Origin of the sequence: Mesorhizobium sp. L2C084A000, assembly GCF_000502875.1 — a bacterium.
Lineage (GTDB): Bacteria > Pseudomonadota > Alphaproteobacteria > Rhizobiales > Rhizobiaceae > Mesorhizobium.
In genome coordinates this window covers 1-12,679 of the sequence record NZ_AYWX01000006.1, presented here as the reverse complement: position 1 = coordinate 12,679, position 12,679 = coordinate 1, and the positions used below count along the sequence as shown (strand labels likewise).

Here is a 12,679-nt window from a genome sequence, read left to right as displayed (position 1 = left end):
ATGGCCGAGGCCTATATCTGCGACTACATCCGCACGCCGATCGGCCGTTTTGGCGGCTCGCTGTCTTCGGTACGATCAGACGATCTCGGCGCGATACCGCTGAGGGCATTGGTCGAGCGCAATCCCGGCATCGACTGGCAGGCTGTCGACGATGTCGTCTATGGCTGTGCCAACCAGGCCGGCGAGGACAACCGCAACGTGGCGCGCATGGCGCTGCTGCTGGCAGGCTTGCCGAAGGAGATTACGGGCTCGACCGTCAATCGCCTTTGCGGCTCCGGCATGGATGCGCTGATCATCGCAGCCAGAGCTGTCAAGGCCGGCGAAGCGGAGCTGATGATCGCGGGCGGCGTGGAATCGATGAGCCGGGCACCCTTCGTCATGCCCAAGGCCGACACGGCGTTCTCCCGCAATGCCGAGATCTACGACACCACCATCGGCTGGCGCTTCGTCAACCCGCTGATGAAGAAGCAGTATGGCGTCGATTCGATGCCGGAGACCGGCGAGAATGTGGCAGAAGAGTTCGCCATCTCCCGCGCGGCCCAGGATGCCTTTGCCGTGCGCAGCCAGGACAAGGCGGTCGCCGCGCAAGCCAATGGCCGGCTGGCCAAGGAGATCACGCCAGTGACGATCCCGCAGCGCAAGGGCGATGCGGTTGTCGTCTCGAAGGATGAACATCCCCGTGCTGGCACGACGGTCGATGCGCTGGCCAGGCTGCCGACACCGTTCCGCCAGGGCGGCACGGTGACGGCCGGCAATGCCTCCGGCGTCAATGACGGGGCGGCGGCCCTGATCGTTGCCTCCGAGGCAGCCGTGAAAAAGTATGGCCTGACGCCGATCGCCCGCATCCTCGGCGGCGCTGCCGCCGGTATTGCGCCGCGCATCATGGGCATCGGCCCGGTGCCGGCGACGCAAAAACTCTGCGCGCGGCTTGGCCTGACACCAAAACAGTTCGATGTCATCGAGCTCAACGAAGCCTTTGCCTCGCAAGGCATCGCCGTATTGCGCCAGCTCGGCATTGCCGAGGATGCACCGCACGTCAACCCGAATGGCGGCGCCATCGCGCTCGGCCATCCCCTGGGCATGTCGGGTGCCCGCATCTCCGGCACGGCGGCGCTGGAGCTTCGTGAGCGCGGCGGCCGCTATGCGCTTGCCACGATGTGCATCGGTGTCGGCCAGGGCATCGCGATCGCGCTGGAACGGGTTTGATCGGCGGCCCTTGCTTGGCCGGCTAAGATCAAGAATCCGGTGCGCGGTTCAAATTTGACCACGTGGACAAAAGTCTGGCGTCGTTCCATACTTCCCCGTCTGACATTTTCACGAACAGCCGGCTCGACACGGCTGTCGAACAGAGGGGAATGCAATGGAAAACCGGAACAATAAATCGCAGATAAAACGCGAAGGGCTTTCGCGACGCAATGTGCTGGAGCTGGGCGCGCTTAGTTTGGCGGCAACGATGCTGCCGGGCGCCGCCTTCGCGGCGGACAAGAAGCTGAAGGTGGCGGCGATCTTCGCCACGCCGATCGAGGAGCCATGGGACAACCAGATCCATGTCGCCCTGCAGAAGGCCGAGAAGGAACTCGGCATCGAATACAAATGGTCGGAGAAGGTGCAGACCGCCGATTTCAGCCGCGTCATGCGCGAATATGCGCAAGGCGGCTACCAACTGGTGCTGGGCGACGCCTTCGCCGCCGAGCGCGAATCGCGCCGCACCGCCAAGCAGTTCCCGAAGACCGCCTGGCTGTTCGGCTCCGGCGCCGGCCCGGCGGAACCCAATTTCGGGGTGTTCGACAACTGGATCCACGAGCCCGCCTATCTCTCGGGCATGATCGCTGGCAAGATGTCGAAGTCGGGCACGATCGGCGCCGTCGCGGCGATGGGCATTCCGGAGGTGAACCGGCTGGTCAACGCCTTCTTCGCCGGCGCCAGGGAGGTCAATCCCAACATCAAGAAGAAGGTCGCCTTCATCGGCTCGTTCTTCGATCCGCCCAAGGCCAAGGAAGCGGCGGTCGCGCAGATCGACGCCGGCGTCGACGTCATCTACGCCGAGCGCTTCGGTGTCATCGAAGCCGCGGTGGACAAGAAGATCCTCGCCATCTCCAACATGTCCGACCAGTCGAGTCTCGGCCCCGACACGGTCATCACCGGTCCGGTCTGGGACATGTATCCGACGGTCGAGCAGGCGATCAAACTGGTCAGGGCCGGCGTCTTCACCGCGCAGGACTATGGCGATTTCTCGCGCATGGCCAAGGGCGGCTCGCATTTGGCGCCCTACCACAAGTTCGACAAGACGCTGCCGGCGGACGTCAAGGAGCTGGTCGAAAAGAAGAAGGCGGAGATTCTGGAAGGCAATTTCCGGGTGGATGTGGACGAGAATACGCCGGTTTCGGATTGATTTCTTTACCCTCCCCCTTGTGGGGAGGGTCGCTCCGCGCAGCGGAGCGGGGTGGGGGTCTTTTGCAGCGCCGCGCCNGGGGGGGGGGGGGGGGGGGGGGGTCCTCGTAGGGCGCATCCCCACCCCGTCTCGCAATCTCCGCTTCGCTCCGACTGCGAGCCGACCCTCCCCACAAGGGGGAGGGTGAAGCAGAGCCTCTCTCCGCAGGAGCATCCTTGTCCGCCCCACTCATCGAAATGCGCGGCATCACCAAGAGCTTTGGCGCCGTCAAGGCGAACGAGGCCGTCGATCTCAGCGTCGCGCCCGGCGAGATCCTCGGGCTACTGGGCGAAAACGGCGCCGGCAAGACGACGCTGATGAATGTGCTGTTCGGCGCCTATGCGCCNACCTCGCGCCGCGGCTGACGGTGCTGGAAAACCTGCTCATCGGCATTCCCGGCAAGACAGGACGGATCGACCGCGCCGGCGGGCTGGCGCGGCTGGCCGAGATCGGCCGCCAGCATGGGCTGGTGCTTGACCCGGACCTGCCGGTCTCGGCGCTGTCGGTCGGCGAGCAGCAGCGGCTCGAAATCGTCAAGGCGCTGTTTCGTGGCGCCAGGCTGCTGATCCTCGACGAGCCGACGGCGGTGCTGGCGCCAAGCGAGGTCGACGGGCTGTTTTCGGCGTTGCGTTCTATGGCGGCGCAAGGTCTCGGCATCATCTTCATCTCGCACAAGCTCAACGAGGTGCGGGCGCTGACGCATCGCTGCACGGTGCTGCGGCATGGCCGCGTTGCCGGCCGCGTCGATGACCCGGCCAACACGACATCCTCGGAGATGGCAACACTGATGTGCGGCCATGAGATCGTGCCGCCGGCGCGGGGACCATCGGCGCCGGGTGCTGATGTGCTGACGCTCGACGGTATCTCAACCTCGCATCATTCGGGCACGGCGCTGCGCGACGTATCGCTTGCCGTCCGTGCCGGCGAAATCCTCGGCATTGCCGGGGTGTCGGGCAATGGCCAGCGGGCGCTGGCGGAGGTGATCTCCGGCGTGCGGGCGCCCGATGCCGGCCGGATGACGATTGCCGGCCAAAAGGTCTCGCGGTTCTCGCCGCGCGAGGTGCAGGCGCTCGGACTTGGCCGTATCCCGGAAGACCGCATGACGACCGGACTGGTGACCAATCTGCCGCTGGCCGATTCGATGGTGCTGCCGCGCATCGGCACCACAGCGTTCAGCAGCAGGGGCCTGCTCAAGCCCGATGCGGTCCGCGCCTTCACTGAGGCGCAGATCAAGGCCTATGATATCAGGTGCCCCGGGCCGATGACCCGCGCCGGGGCGCTGTCCGGCGGCAATCTGCAGAAGGCGTTGTTGGCACGCGAGCTTGCCTTCGATCCGAAGGTGCTTGTTGTCTCGCAGCCGACGCGCGGCCTCGACATCGGAGCCGCCCGCTTCATCCACGAAAAATTCCTCGACATGCGCGCCAAGGGCTGCGGCATCGTCGTCATTGGCGAGGATCTCGAAGAACTGCTGGTGCTCTGCGACCGCATCGCGGTGATGTATGAGGGCCGCATCGTCGGCACGCTCGACAGCGCCGATGCAACGATCGCACGGCTCGGCCTGATGATGACCGGGGCGGAGGGAAGAGCCTAGATGGACCTTCCGGCGGCGCTGACCCCCACCCCTAACCCCTCCCCACAAGGGGGAGGGGGATGCTGCCGCTCGCCGTTCACACAGCTTCTGAGCCCGGACTTCTGCTGTTTTGTCGTGGTCAGTGCCTGCGAGAGTTCCCCTCCCCCTTGTGGGGAGGGGATAGGGGTGGGGGTCCCTCTTCGTCAGAATTCTTGTTCGACAGACAGAACAGAGGGTGCCGCCTAATGTTCCGCCTGGAAGCCCGGACAAGCACTCCTGCCTGGTTCAACCTCGCTCTGCCATTGCTGGCGATCGGAGCAACGCTCATCTTGTGCAGCGGCCTTATTGCGCTGGCCGGCGCCGGCGTGCTCGAAGCTTATGGCGTGATGTTCACGGCGTCGCTGGGCGACAGCTATGCGATCACCGAAACGATGGTGCGTGCAACACCCATGATCTTCACAGGACTGGCGGTCGCGGTCGCCTTCCGAGCAAAATTCTGGAACATCGGCGCCGAAGGGCAATTGCTTGCCGGCGCGGTGGCCAGCTGCTTTGTCGGCGCCATTCCAATGCCGGGGCCGCTCGCCATGGTCTTGATGGCGGTGGCGGGCGCCGCAGCGGGAGCCGCAGTCGCGTTGGTGCCGGCGACGCTCAGAGTAAAATTCAAGGTCGATGATGTCGTCAGTTCGCTGTTGCTCAACTCGGTCATCTATTACGCCTTGATGGCGCTGATCGAGGGGCCGTGGAAGGACAGTTTCAGCGGCTATCCGATCTCGCCGCCGATCGAGGATTCGGCCAATTTCCCGGTGCTGCTCGAAGGCACGCGGCTGCATCTCGGCGTCGTCGCGGCACTGATCGCGGCGCCGCTGATCTGGTTCCTGATCGTGCGCACGACGCTCGGCTTCAGGATCAGGGTCACCGGCGAAAACCCGGAAGCCGCCAGATATGGCGGCATCCACGTCGAGCGGGTGCTGATCTCGACGGCGCTGCTGTCCGGCGCGCTGGCCGGATTGGCCGGCGTCGGCGAGGTCGGCGGCGTGCATTTCCAGGTGATGAGCGACATCTCGCCGGGCTACGGTTATTCCGGCATCGTCGTTGCGATGCTGGCGCGGCTCAATCCGCTCGGCGTCGTGCCGGCGGCGATCTTCCTTGCCGCCGTGATGACCGGCGCCGAGGCGATGTCGCGGGCGACCGGCGTGCCGGCCTTCCTCAGCGACGTCATCCAGGGCACCGCATTGCTTGCCATGCTTGTGGCGCTGCTGTTCACCGCCTATCGCATCCGTCGCGTCGGAGTTGCCCGATGAGCGCGGTGTTCGAACAAATATTCCAGGTCGGCTTCCTGGCCGCGATCATCCGCATTGCCACGCCGCTGGCTTTCGCGACGCTCGGCGAAATGTTTTCCGAGCGGGCCGGCGTGCTCAATCTCGGCATCGAAGGCATCATGCTGTTGTCGGCGATGACGGGCTTCACCGCCGCCAGCCTCACCGGCAGCCTGTGGCTTGGCGTGCTGGCGGCGGTGCTCACCGGCATGCTGATGGGCGCGCTGCATGCGCTGTTCACCGTGGCGCTCGGCCTCAGCCAGCACGTCTGCGGCATCGGCGTGACGCTGTTCTCGTCGGGCCTCGCCTATTTCCTCTACCGGCTGATCTTCGGCCAGCAATCGGTGCCGCCCAGCATCAAGGGTTTTCAGACGCTGTCGATCCCGGTCCTCTCCGACATTCCAGTGCTCGGGCCGGCGGTGTTCAACCAGTTCGCGCTGGTCTACATGGCGATCCTCGCCATTCCGCTCGCCGCCTTCGTGCTCTACCGCACGCCATGGGGCCTGTCGGTGCGCATGGTCGGCGAAAACCCGCGCGCCGCGGATTCGGCGGGGGTCAGTGTCACCGCCACGCGCTTCCAGGCAGTCATCCTCGGCGGGGCGCTGATGGGGCTGGCCGGCGCCTTCCTGTCGATGGCGCAGTTCAACGCTTTCACCTTCGGCGTGGTGTCGGGGCGCGGCTGGGTGGCGATCGCGCTGGTCGTGTTCGGCCGCTGGGATCCGTGGCGCTCGGCGGGTGCGGCACTGCTGTTCGCCTTCGTCGATGCGCTGCAGCTGCGCATGCAGGCCAGCGGGCTCGGACACATCCCCTACGAGGCGTTCCTGATGCTGCCGTTCATCTTCACCATCGTCGCCATGGCGGTGATGTCGCGCAACGCGGTGGCACCGTCGGCGCTGCTCAAGCCGTTTCGGCGGGAAGAGCGGTAGCAAAGCTTGGGTTCCTCGCCCCGCAAAGCGGGGAGAGGTGGCCGCGAAGCGGTCGGAGAGAGGCCTGCGACGCTGGCGAGTTGTCGCCGAAGCAAGGCAAGGTCGAGCCATTCCCCCTCTCCGTCTCGGCTTCGCCGAGCCACCTCTCCCCCCATTCGTGGGGGCGAGGAACCCGCATCCTGCCAAGTTCGCGCCTTCTTTGAGCGTCTCACATCGCGGTAAAGCCGTTATCCACAAACAGATGCGTGCCGTTGACGAAGCTCGACTCGTCGCTGGCCAGGTAGAGCGCTGCCCTCGCCACCTCTTCCGGTTCGCCGATGCGGCCCTGCTGCGCGGCCAGCGCCGCGTCGGAGACGTCGACGCCGAGCCTGCCGAGGTCGGCGACCTCGCGCAGGCCGTGCGGCGTGCGGATGAAGCCGGGGCAGACCGCATTGCAGCGGATGTTGCGGTCGCGGAACTCGACGGCGATGGCGCGGGCGAACATGTGGCAAGCGCCCTTGGTGGTGTCATAGAGCACTTCGTTGGGAGTCGCCGCCACCGCCGAGATCGACGAAGTACAGACGATCGAGCCGCCGCCGGCCGCAATCATGCCGGGCAAAACGGCGCGCGTCATCAGGAACATCGAGCGCACATTGACGGCATGCAGCCAGTCCCATTCCTGGACCGTCGTCTCCAGGAAGGGTTTGATGACGATGGTGCCGGCGTGGTTGAACAGCACGGTGACCGGTCCGAGTTTTTCGATAGCACCCTTCACCGCCGTTTCGACCTGGGCTTCGTCGGAGACGTCGGCGATGAAATGCTCGGCTATCTGTCCCCGCGCGCGTATCGCCGCTGCGGTTGCGGCGGCCGCCTCGCCGTTGCGGTCGATGATCGCCACCTTGGCGCCTTCGGCGGCGAACAGCTCCGAAGCCGCTCCGCCCATTCCCGTCGCTCCTCCCGAAATGATGGCGACCTTGCCGGCCAGTCTTGTGCCCATTTTTCTGCCCCTGTGTGACGATTTCGCTTTGCTGGTTGGGCGATGCTACCGCGCCCGTGCCGGGCGGCCAATCCACGAATTGAGCGCAGCGAGGGCAAGGCCATAGGTCCATTCGGACGCAGAAGCAAAAAACGGACGCGCCATATGGATCGGCCGTCCGAGCGCTCCCTCTAAGCAAGTGCCTACCAACTTCCGGCATCATAGGAGAAAATTATTCTGTCTTTAGCCCAAAAATAGCAATCGACAAAGTCTACCAGTTTTATAGATTAATCGCCGAGACGGAGGTCGATATGTCCTACATCCAGAACGCCCAGACGGATCGCAGCGCTCAGCGGTCGGCCAATGCCCAGGCCTTTCGCCCGGCCTATGCCGGGGCTTTCGCCTATCTCGTCTTTGCCCTTGCGTTCGTGTTCACCGGGGCAGTTGTTCTGGGCCTTATTCCCTGAGTCGTCAGATCGACCGGGGTTAGCTGCCCACCGCTTTCAGGCAATCGGAGTTGAATGAACCGAATCCTCGGCGTGCTTTCGCGCGCCCGACACAACGGAGGACATGGCAATGCCGATCGAGTTCACGCATATTCCGGGTAAGACCGCCGATGCCGCGGTTCCCTTTTTCTACGACTTTGCCGAGACCGCGACCAAGCTCGGGCTGATCGAGGATGGCGGCTTCCGCAAGATCGTCGTCGACGATTCGGCCGGGCTGCTGACCAACATGGATCTTGCGGCCCAAGTGCTCGATCGCACCTCGTCGCTGGAAGTCGTGCTCACCCATTGGGCGGGCGTGGTCGAACCGACCGTGGCAGCCCGCCAACTGGCGTCGATCGACAGGAAAAGCGGCGGACGCCTGGCGCTGAGGATGATCAGCGAGCCGCTGAGCGACGCCGACGCCGAAACACGGCCGGTCGGGCACACCGTCATTTGGCAGCGCATAGACGAATATCTGGTGTTGCTGAAGCGGCTGTGGTCGAACGACCGGCCCTTCGACCACGAAGGAACGTTCTACAGCATCAAGGGCGGCTACGTGCCGCACAAGGGACCGCACGGCGCCGACCTGGTCATCCGCATGGGCGGGCAGTCCGGAACGGCACTCAAAGTTGCCGGCCGGCATGCCGATGTCTTTGAATTGGCACCGGGCTCGATCGATGAGATCCGGCAATTGATGGAGCGGGTGCGCCGCTCGGCCGCCGAACATGGCCGGGCCGGCAAGCTGCGCTTCGCGCTTCCGGTCGGGATTCACCAAGGTGCTTCCGCCTCCGGCCACAAGGCGATCGATGTTGCCGGGCCGCCAGCCCAGGCCGCCCTGTCGCTGCTTGCCTATGCAGCCCTCGGGATCGATGAATTCATGATTGTCGGCGTCGACACGCCGCGTGAGATCGCAACGGTCGGCCGGGAAACCATCGCCCTGCTGCGCAATTCGCTGGCGCGTCGCGAACACGAGGCATTCCAGCCTGGGGCATATGCGTCTCGTGCAGGATTGGAGACGCGCGCAACGGGCTGAGTTCTGGCCTACGGAATGAAAGCTATTCCGGTAACGCCGAGATCCTTCACACCCCCCTCTGTCCTGCCGGACATCTCCCCCGCAAGGGGGGAGATCGACAGCTTCACCCGCAGCGCTCGTCTTGCCACGTTGGCGATTAGTGAAAGCCGAGATGACAGCCAATCTCCCTCCTTGCGGGGGAGATGGCCGGCAGGCCAGAGGGGGGTGCTGTCCCGCCGGCATTGATCTTGGCGCCCTAACTCGCCATGCCCGACAATCGCGACAAGCCTTCAATGACAGCGCTGGAATCAGCGAGCGCGCCAAAGACGCCATCCTCAACCGTCACCATGTGAAGCGCTGCTTCGTGCGCTTGTCTGTCGCCGCTGGCGCAAGCGTCCGAGATCGTCAGGCATTGGAAATTCCGGTCGCAGGCTTCGCGCAGCGTGGTGTGGACGCAGACATCCGTCGTGCATCCGGAAAACATGAGATGCGTGATGCCTTGCGCGCGCAGGACAAGCTCGAAATCCGTATAAATGAAGGCGCTGTTGCAGGTCTTGTCGACAATGATGTCCTGCGGCGCCACATCGATCTCCTGAACGATCTGGAACCCCGTGCCCGAGCGCAGCAGGATATCGGTGCCGTCGAGACCGGCGCGCTTGCGGCGCCATTTTTCGTAAGGCGTCATATCGGCCATATCGGCCCGCTAGCCCTGCCTCGTGTGGATGACCCTGACGCCGGCCTTGCGCGCGGCCGCGATCAGCCGGCTCACCGTCGGCAGGATCGCCCTAGAGGCGACGGGTCATAGCCCTGCCTGGCGAAGTAGCCTGATGTCGAAAGGAAATCCTGCTGCAGGTCGATGACGATTAGCGCGGTGTTTTCGGCCACCAGCCTGCCGTCATAGGGGAAATCGAAGGGCGTTGCCTTGATCATCCGGGGCTCCCTGCTTTGGGCCGCCACCATAGTGGATCAGCGCGACGACACCAGATGCTGGGCGTCGTGCAGGCGCCGATAGATGCCGCCGGCGCGGAGCAGTTCGCTGTGCGAACCCTGTTCGACGACGCCGGACTCCGAGACGACGACGATGCGGTCGGCGCCGCGGATCGTGGCCAGCCGGTGTGCGATGACCAGCGTGGTCCGACCCTCGGCAAGTTCGGCCAACGACTTCTGGATTTCGCGCTCGGTCTCGGTGTCGAGCGCCGACGTCGCCTCGTCGAGGATGAGGATCGGCGGGTTCTTCAGGAACATGCGGGCGATCGCCAGCCGCTGCTTCTGGCCGCCGGACAATTTTACGCCGCGCTCGCCGATGATCGTGTCAAAGCCGGCCGGCAGGCCCGATATCATGCCGTCTAGCTGCGCCCGCCGCGCGGCATCGGTGATGGCCTCGTCGGAGGCGCCGAGACGGCCATAGGCGATGTTTTCGCGGATCGAGCCGCCGAACAGGAAGACATCCTGCTGGACGATGCCGATCTGGCCACGCAGCGAAGCGAGCGTCATGTCCCTGATATCGATGCCGTCGATGCTGATCCGCCCGGCGCTGACTTCGTAGAACCGCGGCAGCAGCGAACATATGGTGGTCTTGCCGGCGCCCGACGGGCCGACGAAGGCGATGGTTTCGCCGGCGTGAATGGCGAGATCGATATCCCTGAGCACCGGCTTGCCGTCACCATAACCGAAGCTCACACCGCGATATTCGATGTCGCCCTTGAGCCCGCTGGCGGTAACGGCATCAGGCCGGTCGGCGATGTCGGGTTCGGTGTCGAGCAGCTCGGTGTAGCGGCGGAAGCCTGCAATGCCTTTTGGATAGGTCTCGATCACCGAATTGATCTTTTCGATCGGCCGCACGAAGACGCCGACCAGAAGCAGGAAGCCGACGAAGCCGCCATTGCTCAGGCCTCCCGTAATGACGAGGTAGCTGCCGGCGATCATGACCACGAGCTGGATCAGCCTGATGCCCATATAGTTCAGGGAATTGCTGGCCGACATGATGCGGTAGGCGTCGAGCTTGGTCTGGCGGTAGCGCTGGTTGTCATGCGCGAAAAGCGTGCGCTCATGCTCCTCATTGGCGAAGGCCTGGACGACGCGCATGCCGCCGACATTCTCCTCGATGCGGACGTTGAAATCGCCGACACGCCGATAGAGCGCCTGCCAGTTGCGCTCCATGCGGTCGCCGTAGCGCATCGTCACCCAGGCGATCAGAGGCACGATCACCGCCGTGATCAACGCCAGATGCATGTTGACCGTGAACATCAGCACGAAGGCGCCGGCGAAGGTCATGATGGCGATGAACAGGTCCTCGGGGCCATGATGCGCGATCTCGCCGATCTCCTCGAGATCCTTGGTGACGCGGCCGACGAGATGGCCGGTCTTGTGATTGTCGTAAAAGCGGAACGACAGTTTCTGCAGATGATCGAAGCTCTTGCGCCGCATCTCGGTCTCGATGTTGATGCCGAGCATGTGGCCCCAATAGGTGACGACCGCCATCAGCACCGTGTTGAGCAGATAGATCACCAGCAGCCCGGTCGAGGCGATGATGATCAGCGTCCAGTCCTGCTGCGGCAGCAGCTGGTCGACGAAGGTGCGGACCGCCATGGGAAAGCCGAGTTCGAGCAGACCGGCCAGCACCGCGCAGGAGAAGTCGGGCGCGAACAGCCCCTTCCAGGGCGCGTAGTAGGAAAGGAAACGTCTGATCATCGAGGTGAACCGCAAGCTGTCTTGATGGACGCGGCGAGGGCGCCGGCCGCCATCGATGGGCGCTGCTTACAATCGGCAGGGCAGGGCCGGCAATATGCCAGGGCCGACTTCATTGCCTGCCTTTCCACATCAGCGCCATGAAATAGGGGCCGCCCACGAAGGCGGCGATGAGGCCGGCCGGCACTTGCCAGGGAAAGATCAGCGTCCGCCCTGCCCAGTCGGCGGCAACGAGGATCAGCCCGCCTGTCATGGCCGAGGCCAGAAGCTGCGGCACGGCGCGGCGGAAGCCGAGCATGCGTGCGAGGTGCGGCGCCATCAGGCCGACGAAGCTCAGCGGGCCGATGACCAATGTCGCGGTTGCGGTGGCTAATGCGGTGAGCGCAAGCAATGTGGCGCGAACACGTCCCAGTCGCAGGCCAAGGCCACGCGCGGCGGTTTCGCCGAGCGGCAGTATATCGAGCCAGCGCGCGGTCAGCGGCGCCAGCGCGAGGACGGCGACCGCGACCGTTGCGGCGGTGAGGGCATCATTGGGTGTTGCGCGATAGGTCGATCCCGACAGCCAGGTGAGCAGGAAGTCCATGCGCGGATCGCCGCTGGCCAGAAGCAGCGCGGCGAAGGCGGACGCGACCGTCGCAACGGCGACGCCGGCAAGCAGCAGCCGTTCCGGCGACAGGGCATTGCGCCGCCCGGTCAAAACAACGATCGTCAGCGCCAGCATGGCGCCGGCGAGGGCGGCGCCGAGCATTGCCGCGCGGTCGAAGCCGTCGCTGAGCAGCAGCAGCGCCAGCACGCCGAAAGAGGCGCCGCCGGAAATGCCCAGGACCTCGGGCGCGGCCATCGGGTTGCCGGTCATGCGCTGCATCAGCGTGCCGGTGACGGCGAGCAGGACGCCCGCCGACAGGGCGACGACGACGCGAGGCGCGCGCAGGGCAAGCAGCTCGGTCAAATCCGCGGATGCGATCCAGTGCCAACCGCCTGCGGCACGGCCAAAGCCGATGGCGAGGAAAACCGCGAGGATAAGCGCCAGCAGGCCCGCGATCAACGGCAGGCCGTTTGTCGGCAGGCGTACCGATGACATCATGTCGGCTTGCCTTTCGGGAGTGGTTCGCATTCGCGGCAACAGGAACAGCAGCAGCGGTGCGCCGAGCAAAGCGGTCGCGGTGCCGGCGGGGATTTCGCCGGCGAACGGCAGATGCTGCACCAGCCGGTCGGTGAGCCAGAGCAGGGCGCCGCCGACCAGCGGCGACCAGACCAGGCGGCGGCCAAGCGTGCGCGCTCCGGCCAGCCGCGCCA

Annotated in this window: 10 protein-coding genes and 2 pseudogenes; 8 read left to right on the top strand and 4 right to left on the bottom strand. The window is 64.9% G+C overall.

Annotated elements, in window-relative coordinates; translation table 11 throughout:
• The 6 genes and pseudogenes from pcaF to X735_RS151775 all read left to right on the top strand — a co-directional run bounded on the left by pcaF (position 1) and on the right by X735_RS151775 (position 6,243).
• The gene (pcaF, locus tag X735_RS151760) at positions 1-1,206 is read left to right on the top strand and encodes a 3-oxoadipyl-CoA thiolase (RefSeq protein WP_023811184.1); all 1,206 of its coding nucleotides are present in this window, start codon (positions 1-3) and stop codon (positions 1,204-1,206) included.
• A 154-nt stretch (positions 1,207-1,360) separates the two neighbouring features.
• Positions 1,361-2,392, top strand: a complete 1,032-nt coding sequence (locus X735_RS151765) for a BMP family protein (RefSeq protein WP_023811183.1) — start codon at positions 1,361-1,363, stop codon at positions 2,390-2,392.
• 236 nt (positions 2,393-2,628) lie between these two features.
• Positions 2,629-2,957, top strand: a pseudogene (locus tag X735_RS1000000169785) (ATP-binding cassette domain-containing protein); the annotation flags it as partial.
• A 108-nt stretch (positions 2,958-3,065) separates the two neighbouring features.
• Positions 3,066-4,022 (top strand): ATP-binding cassette domain-containing protein, encoded by a 957-nt coding sequence (locus tag X735_RS1000000169780; protein WP_348625589.1) that lies wholly within the window; start codon positions 3,066-3,068, stop codon positions 4,020-4,022.
• 224 nt (positions 4,023-4,246) lie between these two features.
• Positions 4,247-5,302 carry an ABC transporter permease gene (locus tag X735_RS151770; protein WP_023811182.1) on the top strand — a complete coding sequence of 352 codons (1,056 nt, stop codon included), beginning with the start codon at positions 4,247-4,249 and terminating at the stop codon, positions 5,300-5,302.
• The gene (locus tag X735_RS151775) at positions 5,299-6,243 is read left to right on the top strand and encodes an ABC transporter permease (RefSeq protein WP_023811181.1); all 945 of its coding nucleotides are present in this window, start codon (positions 5,299-5,301) and stop codon (positions 6,241-6,243) included. Before X735_RS151770 ends, X735_RS151775 begins: the two co-directional genes overlap by 4 nt.
• A gap of 208 nt (positions 6,244-6,451) precedes the next feature.
• On the opposite strand, the gene X735_RS151780 is transcribed toward X735_RS151775, so the two are convergent.
• Positions 6,452-7,219 carry an SDR family oxidoreductase gene (locus tag X735_RS151780; protein ID WP_023811180.1) on the bottom strand — a complete coding sequence of 256 codons (768 nt, stop codon included), beginning with the start codon at positions 7,217-7,219 and terminating at the stop codon, positions 6,452-6,454.
• Positions 7,220-7,509: 290 nt separating this feature from the next.
• Between X735_RS151780 and X735_RS1000000167495 the strand changes: the two genes are divergently transcribed.
• Both X735_RS1000000167495 and X735_RS151785 read left to right on the top strand, forming a co-directional pair.
• The gene (locus tag X735_RS1000000167495) at positions 7,510-7,665 is read left to right on the top strand and encodes a hypothetical protein (RefSeq protein ID WP_023811179.1); all 156 of its coding nucleotides are present in this window, start codon (positions 7,510-7,512) and stop codon (positions 7,663-7,665) included.
• Between the two features lie 109 nt (positions 7,666-7,774).
• Positions 7,775-8,716 carry an LLM class flavin-dependent oxidoreductase gene (locus X735_RS151785; protein ID WP_023811178.1) on the top strand — a complete coding sequence of 314 codons (942 nt, stop codon included), beginning with the start codon at positions 7,775-7,777 and terminating at the stop codon, positions 8,714-8,716.
• Positions 8,717-8,951: 235 nt separating this feature from the next.
• Here the strand turns inward: X735_RS151785 and X735_RS01000000165845 are convergent.
• The 3 genes and pseudogenes from X735_RS01000000165845 to X735_RS151795 form a co-directional block, all read right to left on the bottom strand.
• Positions 8,952-9,625, bottom strand: a pseudogene (locus X735_RS01000000165845) (isochorismatase family cysteine hydrolase).
• Positions 9,626-9,661: 36 nt separating this feature from the next.
• Complete coding sequence (locus X735_RS151790) at positions 9,662-11,386, bottom strand: ABC transporter ATP-binding protein (RefSeq protein WP_023811177.1); 1,725 nt, start codon at positions 11,384-11,386, stop codon at positions 9,662-9,664.
• A gap of 109 nt (positions 11,387-11,495) precedes the next feature.
• The coding region (locus X735_RS151795) for an iron ABC transporter permease (RefSeq protein ID WP_023811176.1) at positions 11,496-12,679 on the bottom strand (1,184 nt) is incomplete at its 5' end.